Below are 15,902 nucleotides of genomic sequence, written 5' to 3' on the forward strand. Positions count from 1 at the left end.
ATCCCCACCCTAACCCTCCCCTTGAAGGGGAGGGGATAAAAACTAAGCACCCTCTCCCTCAGGGAGAGGGTCCGGGTGAGGGTGGGGTTGTTTCATCCTGAGCCTCATTTTCATGTACCTTTGTGAGCCGAAGGCTCATGAGGGTTCATCCGAAAATCACCATAGCTCACCCTCCCCCTAACCCCCTCCCGTCAAGGGAGGGGGAAAAACTTAGCATCCCTCTCCCCTGGCGGGAGAGGGTCCGGGTGAGGGGGCCTTATTTTTATCATCCTTTATAGCATTTTTGGATTTTTTCTGCAAATCGTATTCAAGAGGGCATACGTTGCAGAGAGGCTTCTTTTTACATAAATATTTGCCGACCCTCACTATTAGTGCGTGATATTCGTTGTAAAGCACAGGGTCTTTTCGGATATTCTCCATAAATAATGATTGAATATTATGATAACCGTCCTCCATAATTTCATAACCGTGTCTTGAAAATATCCGTCTCGTATATGCATCCACAACAAATACCGGGTATCCGGCGGCAAACAAAAGTATGGAGTCCACTGTCTCCGGTCCAAGGCCGTTTACATTAAGGAGCTTATGTCTTAATATGGAACATTCTTCCTTTAATAATTTATCAATACTACCTTCGTATTCCGCAAACAGAAAACTTAGGAAGTTTTTAAGACGCTTTGCCTTTATATTAAAATATCCTGATGACCTGATTAAACCTGCAAGGGCATCTGCCGGTAATTCAAATAGTTTGTCCGGAGAAAAATTGCCTGAGGCTTTCAATGAGGATATGGCCTTCTCAACATTTGTCCATGAGGTGTTCTGAGTAAGGATGGCGCCGATTATTACCTCAAATGGGGTTTCGCCAGGCCACCAGTGCTGAGGCCCGAATCGTTCAAATAGCGAATGATATATTGTTAAGAGGTTGTGTTTTCTTCTACCCATTTCAGATAATCTTCGGATCCGCCAATCAAAGGGAGGGCTATGATCTCGGGAATTGCATAACTATGGATTTTCTTAACATGCTCTGTTATTTTGTCGAGTAGAGCATGTCTGCTCTTTACTATCAACAGGACTTCTGATGCCTTTTCTGTTTTACCTTGCCAGAAAAAGATTGATGTAAATGAGGGGACAATATTGGCACATGCAGCAAGATGATTAGTTACAAGGGATTCAGCAATCTTCTCACCTTCGGCAATTGAGGAGGCTGTTATTAGAATTATTATGAACTGTTCCACTTGAACCCTTTACATATATTGCTTTATTATTCTTATTGGATAGGTTATATTCTATATGCTTATTCATGTCAAGGGGGTGAATTATGAAGGTGCAAATTAACAAATCCATTTTAGAATTAGTAGTAGGTGATATCACTCAACAGGACACTGAGATAATAGTAAACGCTGCCAATTCCGGCCTACGAGGCGGAGGAGGGGTTGATGGTGCGATTCATAGGGCAGGCGGCCTGCAGATTATGGAAGAGTGCAGAAAAATAGGCGGCTGTCCAACAGGCGGGGCTGTGGTTACTACAGGCGGGCGCCTGCAAGCAAGATATGTTATCCATGCCGTAGGGCCTGTATATCACGGCGGCAGTAAAGGGGAGGCAGAACTTCTTGCCAGCGCCTACAGAAACTGCCTCACACTTGCCCTCCAAAAGGGCGTCGGCAGCATAGCATTTCCGTCAATAAGCACCGGCGCATACAGTTATCCATTAGAAGAAGCAGCACGAATCGCAATCAGGACAGTAATAGCCTTCCTGAAAGAACACGGCGAGATTACACTTGTAAGATTCGTACTGTTCGGCCAACCGGCTTATGAGGCTTATGAAGAAGCCCTGATTTTCTTAACAGAAAAAACCAAAAAATTATAAAATTCTTGCGAATAACAAATCTTATTTCAAGTTTTTATGTTTTCTTTTAAATAGTGCAATCCCTAAGTATCTTTTATGAAAGTCCAATCTAAATATGTCACAAATTACTTTTTTGAAACCATAAAAGTTGCCATGTTTGATATTATAGAACCATGCCATAGCACTTGAGATTTACCTTGAAGAAGGTGCGGTTCATCACCACTATCCGAAGGATTTATATCACTACATTTTGCCCACTCTGTTAGCCCTTTGGCTTCGTCAGGTGCAATATTGTAAACAGCCGATAACCCGTAAGTTCCTGTTCCAAGATTAATACCTTGCAAAGAAAGCCAATAACTCACGTCAATCTCATGTCTGAGGGTTTCGCCTGGAAGTAAACGACATACAATTCTGGCCGCAGCTTTGCGCGGACCAGACAGCGAAAGTTCCCATTTCTTATTATCCTGTTGTCTTTGGACTCTCAGTTCAAGATGGTCAAAATGACGGCGCTGGCTGTAGGTGGCATAATGAGAAACAATAAACACATCTTTACTGCCTTTGTTTATGAGGGACCAAATCATTTTAATTTTTTCACCCTCGTAGTAAGTTGCCTTGTTCATTTCTACATTTGTTAGTAAAGCCAATTTCATGGTATGATTCCCGTTGCTTGGTTGGGCAAAGTCCTGGGCTTGAACCAATTGTAAGGTACAAAAAATTAACGCCGGGTATATCACCCAGCGTCCTATAGAGTTCCATCCGGTATTAAGATTTGCGCCCATATGTGCTACTCTCCCCTTCTTATTATTAAGAATAGCGCCTAACCCTTATACCGATTAATGTTAGACCCAGAAATCCGAATATCAACAGAACCAATGTGTCGGACTCCGGGACACTCAAACGGAAACCATAATTTACACCTTCGTAGATTGTCAGTTTTCGTGCAGTGAAGTCGGCTTTTGATATAAATGCCCGTGCTTCAAAAAATGAATTGGGCCAAGGGGCCATAGGTTTATCATAAAAATGACGATCTCCATATTGATAAGGGTATAGCGGCGGGCATTGTTTTAAGAGAATTGTGTTATCGCATCCGGCTGCTATCACATCCATTTCATAGAAGGGGGTCACAATAGATCCATCCAGCAGGTAATTGTCATACAGTCCCTGAGACCATTTATAATCACCCTTATCTGCCCCGCTGTAAGTCCAGTCCACCTGGATCTCGAGTCCGCCTACACTATCAAGCGCTATAGCGTCAAAGGTACTGACATTTAAAGCCCCACCAGGCAAAGCCCCGCCGTTAGCCAGAGTCCACTTACTGCCTGCGGCGTTTGTAGCATTCCACGCATCAAAAGACTTTTTAAATTCAGCATCAGTACCGGAAAGAGATGAAGTGTTTAAGTGTGCTGTACTTTTGCAATCTACATAAGTACCTGCCTTACAAGTCGGCTTAGTTGCAGTGTAAGTTGGGGTAGCGTCTGTCACTGTAATAGTTACTGCAGCAGCATTTCCAAATATTAATAGGATAGTTGTAAACACAGCTGCAATTGGTATTATAAGGAAATTAAATTTTATTTTCTTACACATATTGATACCCTCCATTTTTCAAACCTTTTGATAATAACTGCATCAAACGAATTACCTAAAATACTGGTTTAAGATAAATGAGCATTCACCCCCCTTCTATCTTATAGTGTTATAGTCAACATCTATTATTAGGCAAGTATGACGAATGTTGGTCTTAGTTGATTTTTCTAGTTGACGAATGTGTTTGGATAAGTGTTGTTTTGGGTCAAAATTATTGCATACCCACCTGTATTCAAAAAGAAGCATATTTTATGCCTGAATTTATAGCATATATAACTCGTTGATTTTATTGGTTTTTAATAAACAATATAATATTGTTGTAAATAATAGTGTTAAATTTTCTGTCACTTGCTGAAAGTGGAGAGGGGTTATTTAAGGGATATTTCAGATATTTCCCTTATTTTTCATAAAGATATGAAAGGCAAGGAGGTGTTAAATTTTCTGTCACCTAATCATTTTGTAAAATACTTCATAGTAACATGTTGCTGGCCTATTGTGAGGAGGTTGTTTACCATCCAGTATAGTACCAATCCTGAAGGGAAATTTAGGAAGAAGAATGTGAAGATTACAGGCATAATCAGCATCATCTTTTGTTGAGTCGGATCAACTGTTGTCGGGGTCATCTTCTGCTGTATAAGCATTGTAATACCCATAATAATCGGCATAACATAATACGGGTCTTTTACAGATAGGTCATTTACCCATAAAAAGAAAGGAGAGTGCCTTAACTCTATGGTATTAGCGAGGAGGTTGTACAGTCCGATGAATACCGGTAATTGTAATACCATAGGCAGGCATCCGCCGAGCGGGTTTACCTTATGGTTTTTGTACAACTCCATCATTGCTTTGTTTAGCTCAGCCCTGTTGTCTTTGTATTTCTTCTGAAGTTTTTGCAGTTCAGGCTGAAGCTTCTGCATCCCCTTCATTGATTTAAAGCTTTTATAGGTTAGAGGGGTAAATACAACCCTCACAATTGCAGTAAGAAATATAATTGCAATGCCATAGTTGTGACTTATGTTGAAGAAGAATTGGAGAATAGAAAACAGGCCCCTTGCCATCCAGCTTATTGGGGATAATTCCCAAACGATGAACCACCCAAAAGAAATACTGTTATCAAGGCCGACGCCAAGCGCCTTTAATCGTTTGAATTCCTTTGGTCCGGCATATATAGTTAAGGAGGCCCTCTTACCTTCCGGAACCACCATCTCACTCCAGACGTCCTTGTCTGAAAGCTTATTAACAACTACCTTGTTTACTTTATCCTTTGGTATAAGGGCTGATATAAAATACTTATCCTGTACGGATGTCCATTTTATTTCTCCCTCATGTGTGGCGGTCCCCTTTATTTTTGCTACCTTATCTTTAACAACCTTTGTACCAACCTGTGTGGATGGGCCGACAAAACCTACCATTCGTGCCTCACCCCATTCAGTTATTCCAAAGTTAGAGCCGGTTGAAATTGAATAATTCCCTGTAACATTTATTGGGGTAATTTCTGCATCAATATGGTAAGAATCATTGTTGAACGTAAAGGTCTTTTTAATGCCTTTGCCGCTTTGAGGGTCAACATAAGTAAAACTAAGAGTAGATTTTGGATTTTTACTGTTCAGGGTTACATCACTGCCTTCAATACTGAACAGGCCGTTTTTGATAATATTATTTAATACTGCATCATTCAGGTTAACCGCCATCGGATATGATCCAATCACCTTATTACCAGGATCAAATAAGACTACTTTGTTCTGCTTTTTTAAATCTAACCAGTATTGTTTTAATTCCCAATGCCTGATTACGCCGCCGCGGTTGGTGAAGACAGCCTTATATAGGTCAGTCTCAACTGTGATGGTCTTTTCTTCTCCTGCTGTTTTACCGGCAGGGGATAATGCCTCTGCTGGTGAAACAGTCGTTGTAGTCTCTTCCGGCTTCTGAAAAGGCTGTTCTGTTTGCTGGGGTTTTGGCGGTGGTGGGGCCGGTACAAGGTATTGATATGCAACCAGTATTACTACTGACAACACGATTGCAAGGAATATTCTTTTCTCCATACCTTCCATTATGATATTTCTACCTTGTCAATTTCATTTTACTGGTTTATTTTACGGGGTCAAAACCACCGGGATGAAAAGGATGACATCTCAGTAATCTGAAGACAGCCTTAACAATCCCTCTGATGGATCCATGTTTTTCTATTGCATCAATCGAATACTGGGAACAGGTGGGGTAAAACCTGCACGAAGGCGGTTTTAAAATAGAGAAGCATTTCTGGTACACGGAAATAAAGAAGATGAAGAGTTTTTTTAAATTCATAACTAATCTCTCACATACTTTATTAAACTGCCGAATGCCTCGTTTGCCTCTTTAAAATTTATCCCAAGCATCCCGTCACGGGCAACAATAACAATATCCATACTCATACCTTTTATATCGTCTCTCAGTCTTACAATTTCCCTGATTAACCTCTTGACCCTATTACGTTTCACAGCATTACCAAGCTTTTTACTTGCTGAGATCCCAAAGCGACTGTAGCCGAGATTGGTTTTTATGTAGTAAAGGACAAAATAACGGTTGGACTTCCTGCGTCCATTCCTGTAGATAAAACGGTATTCCCAACCCTTACGGATATTGTATTTTGTATTTTTCACTAACTGACCATATTATAAAGCCCTTCTTAATAATAAGGACTTAAACTGTCAGTCTTGCCCGTCCTTTAGCCCTTCTTCTGGCAAGTACCTTCCTGCCATTCTTTGTTTTCATCCTAAGCCTGAATCCATGCGACCGTTTCCTGCTCAGGTTATGTGGTCTATATGTTACTGACATAACTCCTCCTTTGCAAAAGGGAGATTATAACTTAATCAGTTGAAATGTCAACTTATTTTTCTGTTTTAAATTTTTCTTGTTTTGAGTTTGTTTGCATAACATTAGCTTCTGTGGAATAATATTGCCATGACTGGTTTTTGGTTCGAGATAGTTTTAATACTTGTTCTTATCCTTGTGAATGGCTTTTTTGCAGGGGCGGAGATTGCCATTATATCTTCAAGGAAGAGCAGGATTAAGCACCTTATGGAGCGGGGGGATAAGAGTGCAGAGATAGTTCATAAGCTCCAGAACGAGCCGGATACATTTCTTGCTACTGTTCAGGTAGGTATAACAATAGTGGGGATGCTGGCAGGTGCTATAAGCGGTGCTGCAGCAATTGAGGCATTGAAACCGGTTCTGCAAGAAATACCTGTTGGTTTCATCCAGAAGGGTAGTTCACCGATTGCTATCGGCATTGTGGTGCTGATAACATCATACCTTACTCTAATACTTGGAGAGCTTGTCCCGAAATCACTCGCTATTAGATTTTCTGAACCTATTGCACTCTTTGTGGGTCGGCCGCTTCAAATCCTGTCAAGACTGACCTTTTTACCTGTTAAACTTCTTACAAAATCAAGCAGTCTTTTTCTCAAACCGTTTGGAAAAATGCCGCCTGCTGAGGGTACATTTGTAACTGAAGAAGAGATAAAGATTATGCTTAGTGAAGGGAGGGAAAAGGGGATATTTGAAAAGTCTGAACAGGAATTGATACATAGTGTGTTTGAGTTTGTTACTACAACTGTAAAGGAGATAATGATACCTCGTCCCAAGATAAAGGCAATCGCTATAGATACACCAATTGAAAAGGTATTGGAGGTTGTAGTTGATTGCGGTTTTTCAAGATACCCTGTTTATGATGGCTCATTAGATGATATCCGGGGTATCTTATATGAAAAAGACCTTCTTGAGATAAGGATTAAAAAACAGGATGTCAAACTGAAAGACATTATAAGACCCGTGTATTTTATTCCAGAGACGAAAAAGATTGACACCCTGTTGAGGGAATTACAAAGACGGCGTATGCATCTGGCTATTGTTATAAATGAGTATGGTGGTGTAGAGGGGCTTGTAACAATGGAGGACATCATTGAGGAAATTGTAGGGGAGATTGAGGATGAATATGATTTTGAGGACAGGCCTGTAAAGATTCTCAAAGACGGTTCAATGGTTATTGATGCCTCCTTACCCCTTAGGGATCTTATTGACCTTCACCATCTGGCACTGGAAGAATCAGAGGAATATGAAACCCTTGCAGGACTTGTATTATCTCTGCTTCAGAGGATGCCCCGTGGCGGTGAGATTGTGAAATACGGTAATTATAAATTGACGATTGTTGATATTGAGGGGAAACGGATTTCTAAGGTTAAATTAGAAAAGGTGGTTAGCAGTAAAGGCGATGACGCCGGGATAAGCAAGCAGGCAGAAGTTAAAGAGATTAGCAGGTAGATTTTAGGAGAACAATAAACTGAATCTCATAAGCAGATTTGACATAAGCACAGGCGAAGAGATAGTCGTAAGTATCGTAGAAGGTAAAGACCAGCAGGCCATAGATATCCGGCTTCATACAAAAACAAATGCTGGTGAATCATTACCTACCGGGCAATGCATCAAGATCCCAACCTCCATGCTTCCTGAGTTAAAGAGGATGGTAAACCTTTTAGAGGAGGCTTGTGCTGTCAGGGGGCTTTCCGATGAATTCGAAGACCTGAATGATTTAAAAGAAGAAAAGGAGATTTCGTTTGCCCATCCAAGTGAAGAGGAATTTGCCCATATATTAGATTTCTATCAGATTGAATGGGATTATGAGCCACGGACTTTTCCTATAAAATGGGATGATGCAGGCAGGGTAGTTGAGAGCTTTACCCCTGATTTTTATCTTAAAGACCTTGATTTATTTATAGAACTTACAACCATGAAACAAAGTCTCGTGACAAAGAAAAACAGAAAAGTAAGACTCCTTAAAGAGCTTTATCCTGATATTAATTTAAAATTATTTTACGGTAAGGACTATAAACAGCTTTTAAATAAGTATGGGATTGGAGGATGACAAAAAAATACCCTGAGTTTCAGAATTGTTATGTCCAAGAGGGCAAATCTTATAAGCTAACTTCTGACTACTTACAGCTTGCTAACTTATTTGATTATTTACGCCTCTTCGGGCTTCCCTTTGATCACCTCCGCGGGGTCCCACAAGACGATCTTTTATTCTTACTCCTCAGGGTATTTTTACGTTACCACCGCAATTTACCAATGTCAAGTAAATTTAAAAAAAGATAGGAGATTTATGGAACATATTGGAAACATTATAATTTCAGAGGATGATATAAAGAGAAGGATTCAGGAAATCGGAAAAATGATTTCAAAAGATTATGAAGGAAAGGAGCTGGTTATAGTATGCGTTTTAAAAGGGGCTGTTGTATTCGTCTCTGACCTTATCAGGGCTATTAGTTTACCTGTTTGTGTGGACTTTTTGTCTATATCCTCTTATGCAGAGAGGAGCGAGGCAGGGGCAGTTCGGATATTAAAAGACCTTGATATTGATATAACAAACCGTGAAGTCCTGGTTGTTGAAGATATTATAGATACAGGTTTTACACTTGGTTATCTGCTCAGGATTCTCAAGGCAAGGAACCCTTCTTCCCTTAAAGTAGCTGTTTTATTGGACAGACCGGCTTTAAGGATTGTTGATTTGCCTGTGGCTTATAAGGGATTTGAGATTCCTGAGGAATTTGTAGTAGGTTATGGGCTGGATTACAATCAGAAATATAGGAACCTGCCGTATATAAGCATATTAAAAACAAACAAATAGTTTACATCTGACCGGTTTTTAAATATATGTCATTGACAATCTTTTTACCGAAATGGTTGTTAACCTTTTCTATCAGGTCATTCTTGTAAAAGCTCAACTCCTGCATCCATGCGGAGCTGTCCACAATAACATAGAGCCTATTATGATGGAGTCCGGCAGGGTAAGTATGTGATGCGATTATTTTGCCGGTTATCTCTTCCCACTTATCCGCTATAGTATATTCTATTATCTTTCCTTCAAGCCCGTATTGCCTGAGGAGTTTCATTAAAATACCTGACACTTTTTGCATAATATCTGCTTACCTCTTGAACTTGTTTTATTTTTTATGTAGTATGTTGCCTGTATGGCGGTCTTAAAAAAGAACTTTTGGTTTTTAATCCTGTTTATCTTTATCGGAACCCTCTTAGGAGGTGTCCTTGGTGAAATACTAAGGTCAATCTCTCCGGAGGGGTTCTTAAGGAACGCATTTACCGAAGGGTTCTTTATTGGGATAAGTCCTCCCATAACCTTTGACCTAAGAATTATCTCGTTTACTATCGGGTTCACACTAAGGGCAAACCTCCTTACCTTGTTAGGCACTATATTAGGGGTCTATATTTATAAGCACGCATAAGTTCTAATTAACAATCAGAATTATAGGCTTCTCATATGCAATATTTCAAGTACTGTTTCTCTTTTGTTCCGTAGTATAGGAAGGGGAGCCTCTATCCTAATGCACTGATTTCTTCTTCATGAAAGGCCGCTACCATCCGCAGACATGTAACACCACAGGCCGTTTCCCTCTCCATCCGAGTCTTATTTGATATTTGCATTCACATCTCCCTTTCCCGTTCTTGCAAAGAGAAATAGAATCGGCTATCATAGCCGAAATGAAAGAACTTGAGGTACTTCGTAAGGAAATAGACAAGATTGATATTGAGATTCTCAGTCTTCTTAATAAGAGGACGAGTTATGCCATTGATATTGGACGCATAAAAAAAGAGGAGAAGATGGCGGTACATGTACCTCAGAGGGAGAGGGAGGTATACGAACGGCTTGAGAAGGAGAATAAAGGGCCTTTTCCAAATGAGGCGCTGAGGGTTGTTTTCAGGGAGATTATGTCAGCGTCTCTTTCATTGGAACAGCCTTTACGGGTTGCCTATCTGGGGCCAAAGGCAACATTTACCCATCTCGCCTGTATGAAGCAGTTCGGTTTCTTTGCAAACTATATCCCGGTAAATAGTATAAAGGACGCCTTTGCAGAGGTTGAACGCGGAAGGGCTGATTATGGTGTAGTGCCCATTGAAAACTCAACTGAGGGTGTTGTGAATCACACGCTCGATATGTTTGTGGAATCAAATCTAAAGATTACCTCAGAGATACTTCAGGAGGTAAGCCATAACCTGCTGTCTTTAACCGGTGTGGTAGAGGATATAAAGTGCATATATTCCCACCCGCAGGCTATTGCCCAGTGTTCAACATGGCTTGAACGCAATCTGCCGCGTGTGCCTGTAGTTGAGGTATCAAGCACTGCACGGGCGGCGGAGATGTGTGTGGATGATTCCTCTGCTGCTGCAATTGCGAGTGAGCTTGCGTCGCAGTTGTATGGACTGAAGATTATTAGTAGTCACATAGAAGACCGTACGAACAACTATACCCGTTTTCTTGTTATAGCAAGGAATTATGTGCCTAAGAGCGGTAAAGATAAAACCTCAATCATGTTTTCCATCAAAGACAGGATAGGGGCGCTTTACGGCGTGTTAAAGACGTTTACTGATGTCGGCATCAATCTGACAAAGATCGAGTCTCGTCCTTCAAGAAAGAAGGCATGGGATTACGTATTCTTTGTTGACCTTGAAGGCCATATAGAGGATGAAAAGATAAAGAAGGCGATGGAGGGGCTTGAGCCTCAGTGTATTTTTCTGAAGGTGCTGGGGTCGTATCCGGTAGGGGAATAAGGCATAGAGTAGGCTAATAGATAAAAGCAAGATGTAAGAAGTTAGAAGCAAGAAAGAGAAATAAACGTGCTTAAATACGTTAGTGAGAATATAAAGAATCTTGTGCCGTATTCTCCTGGGAAGCCTTTGGAGGAGCTGGAGAGGGAGCTGGGTATAAAGCAGGCGATAAAGCTTGCATCTAATGAGAATCCGCTTGGGCCGTCTAAGAAGGCGTTGGAGGCTATAGGAAAATCTCTCAGCAGACTGCACCGTTATCCTGACGGCGGCGGATTTTATCTGAGAGGTGCAATCAGCAGGAAGTGGAATTTACAGCCTGAGTCAGTTGTGCTCGGTAACGGCTCCAATGAGATAATTGAACTACTGATCAGGACATTCATGTCGCCGGGTGATAATGCTGTTACTTCAGAGAACACCTTTTCTGTATACCGCCTCATTGTAACTGCGGCGAATGGAAATATCACTGCTGTTCCGATGAAGGACGGACGTTATGACCTTTCGAAGGTAGCAGAAAACATTACTGCTAAAACGAGGCTTGTTTTTATAGCGAATCCGAATAATCCGACAGGCACTATTGTAGGTACACAGGAGATAATGGATTTTCTGGACAGGATACCTGAAGATGTCCTTGTTGTGTTTGATGAGGCTTATGCTGAATATGCAGTCTCGCCGGATTATCCCGATTCTCTGTCCTGGTTAAGAGAAGGCCGCAATGTTGTGATACTACGCACATTCTCTAAGATATATGGGCTTGCAGGGCTTCGCATAGGATATGGATTGATGAAGCCGGAGATTACAGATATGCTGAACAGGGTACGTCAGCCGTTTAATACAAACTCCCTTGCCCAAATTGCCGCATTAGCGGCTATTGAAGATGAACAGCATGTTAAAGAGAGCATAAGGATAAATAACGAGGGCAAGTATTTTCTATACAAAGAGTTTGATTCACTCGGTATAAATTATTTACCGACAGAGGCAAATTTTATCTACTTCCAGGCAGGTGAAGATGGTAAGAGGATATTTGATGCCATGCTGAGACAGGGTGTAATAATCAGGCATATTGGCGGTGAAAACCTAAGAGTTACCATAGGCATGCCGGAAGAGAATAGAAGATTTATAGAATCGTTAAGAGCAGTGATTGGAAGTTAGAAGTAAGAAGTTAGAAGGCAGAAGTAAGAGGCAAGAAGTAAGATGTTAGAAATTATAAGGCAGAAGTGAAAAAATTGGTATCTCGATTCTAACGTCTTACTTCTAACTAATGACTTATATATACAACTAAGTGTTAATAATAGATGAATAATTAAGAGGGGGAATAAGTAATGATAATCGTACTAAGACCTGATGTCACAGAGGCACAGATTACCCATATTAAGGAACGGCTTGAAGAGCTTGGTCTTACAATCCATGTTTCAGCAGGTAAGGAGCGGACTGTTCTGGGGGCAATTGGGGATGAGAGGATACTGCAGGAACTACCTCTTGCGGCCTTTCCGGGTGTAGAGAAGGTAGTGCCGATATTGAAGCCCTATAAACTTGCAAGCAGGGAGTTTCATCCTGAAGATTCGATTATAGATATAAACGGGGTATGCTTCGGCGGTAAGAAGATACAGGTTATTGCAGGGCCATGTGCTGTTGAGAACCGTGAGATGCTTCTGCAGATTGCAAATGAGATAAAGAATGAAAATATAAGCTTCATAAGGGGCGGTGCCTTTAAACCGCGTACCTCTCCCTATTCCTTCCAGGGGCTTGGTCTTGAAGGTCTTAAATTACTTGCAGAGGCACGGGAAAAGACAGGGTTGCTGGTTGTTACCGAACTTATGGACCCGAGAGACATTGAGATGATATATGAGTACACTGATGTAGTGCAGATCGGGGCAAGGAATATGCAGAACTTCAGGCTTCTTACAGAGATAGGCGGTTATGATAAGCCGGTTATCCTGAAAAGGGGACTTTCTGCAACAATCAAAGAGTTCCTGATGTCTGCTGAATATATCATGGCAAAGGGCAATCAAAAGGTAATCCTCTGTGAAAGGGGTATTCGTACATTTGAGACCGCTACCAGAAACACATTGGATTTGAGTGCTGTCCCTGTATTAAAACAGTTGACGCACCTGCCGGTAATAGTGGATCCAAGTCATGGTGTTGGAAAGTGGGACCTTGTAACTCCAATGGCAAGGGCAGGTGTTGCTGCTGGTGCTGACGGTATTCTTGTTGAGATACACCCTAACCCTGAGCAGGCTATGTCGGATGGAGAGCAGTCCCTCAAGATACCGGTATTTAAAGAGATGATGAGGCAGATAAGGGCAATCGCTGGTGCAATGGGACGTGAGATATGACGTCTGCACCGGCCTCTCTACTCCATTTTAGGAAAATGGTTATTGCAGGGGTTGGGCTTATAGGAGGCTCTCTTGCGCTGGTGTGCAGGGAAAAGGGGATTGTATCTGAGATAGTCGGTGTCGGCAGGGGTGAACAGAATTTAAAAGACGCACTGGCCTTAAATGTAATAGACAGTTATACCTTCAAATTGGAGGAAGCGGTCAGAGGGGCGGATATAATTGTACTGGCAACCCCTGTGACAACACTTATAAGACTGGCAAGGGAGATGTCTCCTTATCTTGAGCCTGGCGCCATTGTTACTGATGTCGGAAGTGTAAAGGGGCCTGTTCTTGAGATAGAAGGAATATTGCCCCCATCAGTACATTTTATTGGTGCCCATCCCATAGCAGGCAAAGAAAAATCAGGCGTGGCGGCTGCATCCAAAGACATATTTCAGGGTGCTAAATGTATAATTACCCCAACATCAAATACATATAAAGACGCACTTGATACTATCGAATCCTTATGGAAGGCCGCAGGGAGCAATGTAATAAAGATGGACCCTGCAAGACATGACCTTATATTTTCTGCTGTCAGCCACCTCCCCCATCTTGTAGCCTACGCACTTGTGAATACCCTGCTTGACCTTGAAAAGACTGAAGATAAATTGATTTCTTACTCCGCAGGCGGGTTCCGGGATTTTACAAGGATTGCCGCAAGCCATCCGGAGATGTGGAGGGATATCTGTATTATGAACAAGGACAACCTTATTAATATGCTTGAGAGATTTGAGGATTCTATTGGAAGACTTAAAACATTTATTAAGAAAGAAGATGGTGATGCCCTTTACAGGGAGTTTGAGAGGGCAAGAGGGGTCAGGGAGAAGCTGTAAAAAGGGTCCCAGGGGTCAAGTGGTCGAGGGTTCAAGTGAAATGATGATGAAAATCCCCTCTCCCTCAGGGAGAGGGTTAGGGGGAGTTTCAAAATTCCCTCCCCTTCAAGGGGAGGGTTAGGGTGGGGATGGGGTTCTTTTCGCATGAAAACAATTCGTATAAAACCTGTAAAAAAATTAAGCGGTGAAATCAGTGTACAGGGGGATAAGTCTATCTCTCACAGGGCAATCATTTTCGGTTCAATTGCAAATGGTGTTACTAAGGTTACAAACTTTCTAACCTCTGATGATTGTATCAGGACTATGCGGGCCTTTGAGGCGATGGGGGTGAAGATAGACGCAGAAGGTGATGCCGTGGAGATACATGGCAATGGCCCCGCCGGTTTAATTGAACCTGCTGATGTAATGGATATGGGCAATTCCGGTACAAGCGCCAGGCTTCTTACCGGCCTGCTGTCAGGTCAACCCTTTTTTTCACTCTTTACCGGCGATAATTCCCTGAGGCGGCGGCCAATGAAAAGGGTAATCGGACCATTGAAGATGATGGGGGCAAATATCTGGGGCAGGAAGGGCGGGGAATATTTACCACTCGCAATAAGAGGTGGTAAATTGCAGGGGATTTCATACACATTGCCGGTGCCGAGTGCACAGGTAAAATCGGCCATTTTGCTTGCAGGTTTGTTTGCTGAAGGTCAAACCTCTGTTGTGGAAGGGATACCTTCAAGGGACCACACGGAATTAATGATGGAGTCCTTTGGGATTAACCTTATGAAAGATGGGGCTACCATAATGATTGATGGAGGTCAGGTTCCTTATTCTAATGACATAACGGTGCCTGGAGATATTTCTGCGGCAGCATTTTTCCTTGTCGGTGCTTCTATTCTTGAGGGATCTGACGTTGTTATTAAAGATGTCGGTATTAACCCTACAAGGACAGGGATAGTAGATATTTTAAAGGAAATGGGTGCATCCATTGAAATATATAATCAACGGGAATTTGGTAAAGAACCGGTGGCGGATTTAAGGGTCAGGTCAGCGGCATTGCATGGGATAGAGATTAAAGGGGAGATTATACCGCGGTGTGTGGATGAGTTACCTGTTATCACTATAGCGGCGGCAATGGCGGATGGCGAGACATTTATCAGGGATGCGGCAGAACTCAGGTATAAGGAAAGCGACAGGATAACTGTAATGGCAGATTGTCTTACAGCACTCGGTGTTGATGTAGAGACATACGATGATGGTATGTGGATTAAGGGGAGCAGAAAACTGATTGGGACACAATGTACCAGCTTAGGCGACCATCGCATAGCCATGTCAATGGCAATAGCAGGACTCTCAGCAGAAGGTGAGACTGTTATAGAAGATACAGAATGCATCAATACATCCTTCCCTAAGTTTGAAGAGACACTGAAAACACTTTGTAGAGATAATTAAATATCACATAGATCATGAAAATCAAATTGGCAGATAAAAATTCAAAATTAAAACCTTACGAATACATAGGTCACTTTATTTTTAATTTCTTAGGATTTTCGGATGAACTCCCATGAACCGAGGGTTCACAAAGGGCCATGAAAATCAGCGGGGTAAGAAAACCCCGCCGGAGAGATTTTCGGGTGAATTTATTAGGCTGCCTTCTTCATCATGCCGGACCCGCCTTTCCATAAA

The 15,902-nt window shown here is 41.9% G+C and carries 19 protein-coding genes; 10 read left to right on the plus strand and 9 right to left on the minus strand.

Features of this window, described 5'->3' with window-relative positions:
- Positions 1-210: 210 nt before the first annotated feature.
- Both HZA08_02890 and HZA08_02895 read right to left on the minus strand, forming a co-directional pair.
- Positions 211-942: an endonuclease III domain-containing protein gene (locus tag HZA08_02890; protein ID MBI5192372.1), complete on the minus strand. Its 732-nt coding sequence runs from the start codon at positions 940-942 to the stop codon at positions 211-213.
- A complete protein-coding gene (locus HZA08_02895) occupies positions 915-1,235 on the minus strand; it encodes a divalent-cation tolerance protein CutA (protein MBI5192373.1) in 321 nt (106 codons plus the stop codon). Before HZA08_02895 ends, HZA08_02890 begins: the two co-directional genes overlap by 28 nt.
- 83 nt (positions 1,236-1,318) lie before the next feature.
- Between HZA08_02895 and HZA08_02900 the strand changes: the two genes are divergently transcribed.
- Positions 1,319-1,867, plus strand: coding sequence for an O-acetyl-ADP-ribose deacetylase (locus HZA08_02900; GenBank protein ID MBI5192374.1), 549 nt, complete (start codon positions 1,319-1,321; stop codon positions 1,865-1,867).
- A 104-nt stretch (positions 1,868-1,971) separates the two neighbouring features.
- Here HZA08_02900 and HZA08_02905 read toward each other — a convergent pair whose 3' ends face one another.
- The 6 genes from HZA08_02905 to rpmH all read right to left on the minus strand — a co-directional run bounded on the left by HZA08_02905 (position 1,972) and on the right by rpmH (position 6,244).
- Positions 1,972-2,625 carry a hypothetical protein gene (locus HZA08_02905; protein ID MBI5192375.1) on the minus strand — a complete coding sequence of 218 codons (654 nt, stop codon included), beginning with the start codon at positions 2,623-2,625 and terminating at the stop codon, positions 1,972-1,974.
- Positions 2,626-2,650: 25 nt separating this feature from the next.
- A complete protein-coding gene (locus tag HZA08_02910; protein ID MBI5192376.1) occupies positions 2,651-3,430 on the minus strand; it encodes a hypothetical protein in 780 nt (259 codons plus the stop codon).
- A gap of 452 nt (positions 3,431-3,882) precedes the next feature.
- Positions 3,883-5,472, minus strand: a complete 1,590-nt coding sequence (yidC, locus tag HZA08_02915; GenBank protein MBI5192377.1) for a membrane protein insertase YidC — start codon at positions 5,470-5,472, stop codon at positions 3,883-3,885.
- Positions 5,473-5,518: 46 nt separating this feature from the next.
- Complete coding sequence (gene yidD, locus HZA08_02920) at positions 5,519-5,734, minus strand: membrane protein insertion efficiency factor YidD (GenBank protein ID MBI5192378.1); 216 nt, start codon at positions 5,732-5,734, stop codon at positions 5,519-5,521.
- A 2-nt stretch (positions 5,735-5,736) separates the two neighbouring features.
- Positions 5,737-6,069 (minus strand): ribonuclease P protein component, encoded by a 333-nt coding sequence (gene rnpA, locus HZA08_02925; protein ID MBI5192379.1) that lies wholly within the window; start codon positions 6,067-6,069, stop codon positions 5,737-5,739.
- 40 nt (positions 6,070-6,109) lie between these two features.
- The gene (gene rpmH / locus HZA08_02930; protein MBI5192380.1) at positions 6,110-6,244 is read right to left on the minus strand and encodes a 50S ribosomal protein L34; all 135 of its coding nucleotides are present in this window, start codon (positions 6,242-6,244) and stop codon (positions 6,110-6,112) included.
- Between the two features lie 126 nt (positions 6,245-6,370).
- Here rpmH and HZA08_02935 point away from each other — a divergent pair, with 126 nt between their 5' ends.
- From HZA08_02935 to hpt, 3 genes are all read left to right on the plus strand, one after another.
- On the plus strand, positions 6,371-7,729 hold the full coding sequence (locus tag HZA08_02935) for an HlyC/CorC family transporter (protein MBI5192381.1): 1,359 nt from the start codon (positions 6,371-6,373) through the stop codon (positions 7,727-7,729).
- 199 nt (positions 7,730-7,928) lie between these two features.
- Entirely contained in the window at positions 7,929-8,330 is a 402-nt protein-coding gene (locus HZA08_02940; GenBank protein ID MBI5192382.1) for a hypothetical protein, read from the plus strand.
- 237 nt (positions 8,331-8,567) lie between these two features.
- Positions 8,568-9,092 (plus strand): hypoxanthine phosphoribosyltransferase, encoded by a 525-nt coding sequence (gene hpt, locus HZA08_02945; protein MBI5192383.1) that lies wholly within the window; start codon positions 8,568-8,570, stop codon positions 9,090-9,092.
- 1 nt (position 9,093) lies between these two features.
- On the opposite strand, the gene HZA08_02950 is transcribed toward hpt, so the two are convergent.
- Complete coding sequence (locus tag HZA08_02950) at positions 9,094-9,381, minus strand: DUF721 domain-containing protein (protein ID MBI5192384.1); 288 nt, start codon at positions 9,379-9,381, stop codon at positions 9,094-9,096.
- Positions 9,382-9,435: 54 nt separating this feature from the next.
- On the opposite strand from HZA08_02950, the gene HZA08_02955 reads away from it, so the two are divergent.
- The 6 genes from HZA08_02955 (at position 9,436) to aroA (ending at position 15,668) form a co-directional block, all read left to right on the plus strand.
- Positions 9,436-9,705 carry a DUF4321 domain-containing protein gene (locus tag HZA08_02955; GenBank protein ID MBI5192385.1) on the plus strand — a complete coding sequence of 90 codons (270 nt, stop codon included), beginning with the start codon at positions 9,436-9,438 and terminating at the stop codon, positions 9,703-9,705.
- 256 nt (positions 9,706-9,961) lie between these two features.
- Positions 9,962-11,029, plus strand: a complete 1,068-nt coding sequence (gene pheA, locus HZA08_02960; protein ID MBI5192386.1) for a prephenate dehydratase — start codon at positions 9,962-9,964, stop codon at positions 11,027-11,029.
- Between the two features lie 60 nt (positions 11,030-11,089).
- On the plus strand, positions 11,090-12,175 hold the full coding sequence (locus HZA08_02965) for a histidinol-phosphate transaminase (GenBank protein ID MBI5192387.1): 1,086 nt from the start codon (positions 11,090-11,092) through the stop codon (positions 12,173-12,175).
- A gap of 170 nt (positions 12,176-12,345) precedes the next feature.
- Entirely contained in the window at positions 12,346-13,359 is a 1,014-nt protein-coding gene (gene aroF, locus HZA08_02970) for a 3-deoxy-7-phosphoheptulonate synthase (GenBank protein MBI5192388.1), read from the plus strand.
- 35 nt (positions 13,360-13,394) lie between these two features.
- On the plus strand, positions 13,395-14,231 hold the full coding sequence (locus HZA08_02975; GenBank protein ID MBI5192389.1) for a prephenate dehydrogenase/arogenate dehydrogenase family protein: 837 nt from the start codon (positions 13,395-13,397) through the stop codon (positions 14,229-14,231).
- 144 nt (positions 14,232-14,375) lie between these two features.
- The gene (gene aroA / locus HZA08_02980; GenBank protein ID MBI5192390.1) at positions 14,376-15,668 is read left to right on the plus strand and encodes a 3-phosphoshikimate 1-carboxyvinyltransferase; all 1,293 of its coding nucleotides are present in this window, start codon (positions 14,376-14,378) and stop codon (positions 15,666-15,668) included.
- Positions 15,669-15,902: the final 234 nt, after the last annotated feature.

The sequence above is a fragment of the Nitrospirota bacterium genome (assembly GCA_016212215.1).
Classification (GTDB): domain Bacteria; phylum Nitrospirota; class 9FT-COMBO-42-15; order HDB-SIOI813; family HDB-SIOI813; genus JACRGV01.

What these genes read in the sequence shown, in the direction of transcription:
- HZA08_02890 (MBI5192372.1), bottom strand. Translation starts at nt 942, where the DNA reads ATGGGTAGAAGAAAACACAACCTCTTAACAATATATCATTCGCTATTT.
- HZA08_02900 (MBI5192374.1), top strand. Translation starts at nt 1,319, where the DNA reads ATGAAGGTGCAAATTAACAAATCCATTTTAGAATTAGTAGTAGGTGAT.
- HZA08_02905 (MBI5192375.1), bottom strand. Translation starts at nt 2,625, where the DNA reads ATGGGCGCAAATCTTAATACCGGATGGAACTCTATAGGACGCTGGGTG.
- HZA08_02910 (MBI5192376.1), bottom strand. Translation starts at nt 3,430, where the DNA reads ATGTGTAAGAAAATAAAATTTAATTTCCTTATAATACCAATTGCAGCT.
- yidC (MBI5192377.1), bottom strand. Translation starts at nt 5,472, where the DNA reads ATGGAGAAAAGAATATTCCTTGCAATCGTGTTGTCAGTAGTAATACTG.
- yidD (MBI5192378.1), bottom strand. Translation starts at nt 5,734, where the DNA reads ATGAATTTAAAAAAACTCTTCATCTTCTTTATTTCCGTGTACCAGAAA.
- rpmH (MBI5192380.1), bottom strand. Translation starts at nt 6,244, where the DNA reads ATGTCAGTAACATATAGACCACATAACCTGAGCAGGAAACGGTCGCAT.
- HZA08_02935 (MBI5192381.1), top strand. Translation starts at nt 6,371, where the DNA reads ATGACTGGTTTTTGGTTCGAGATAGTTTTAATACTTGTTCTTATCCTT.
- HZA08_02940 (MBI5192382.1), top strand. Translation starts at nt 7,929, where the DNA reads ATGGTAAACCTTTTAGAGGAGGCTTGTGCTGTCAGGGGGCTTTCCGAT.
- hpt (MBI5192383.1), top strand. Translation starts at nt 8,568, where the DNA reads ATGGAACATATTGGAAACATTATAATTTCAGAGGATGATATAAAGAGA.
- HZA08_02950 (MBI5192384.1), bottom strand. Translation starts at nt 9,381, where the DNA reads ATGCAAAAAGTGTCAGGTATTTTAATGAAACTCCTCAGGCAATACGGG.
- HZA08_02955 (MBI5192385.1), top strand. Translation starts at nt 9,436, where the DNA reads ATGGCGGTCTTAAAAAAGAACTTTTGGTTTTTAATCCTGTTTATCTTT.
- pheA (MBI5192386.1), top strand. Translation starts at nt 9,962, where the DNA reads ATGAAAGAACTTGAGGTACTTCGTAAGGAAATAGACAAGATTGATATT.
- aroF (MBI5192388.1), top strand. Translation starts at nt 12,346, where the DNA reads ATGATAATCGTACTAAGACCTGATGTCACAGAGGCACAGATTACCCAT.
- HZA08_02975 (MBI5192389.1), top strand. Translation starts at nt 13,395, where the DNA reads ATGGTTATTGCAGGGGTTGGGCTTATAGGAGGCTCTCTTGCGCTGGTG.
- aroA (MBI5192390.1), top strand. Translation starts at nt 14,376, where the DNA reads ATGAAAACAATTCGTATAAAACCTGTAAAAAAATTAAGCGGTGAAATC.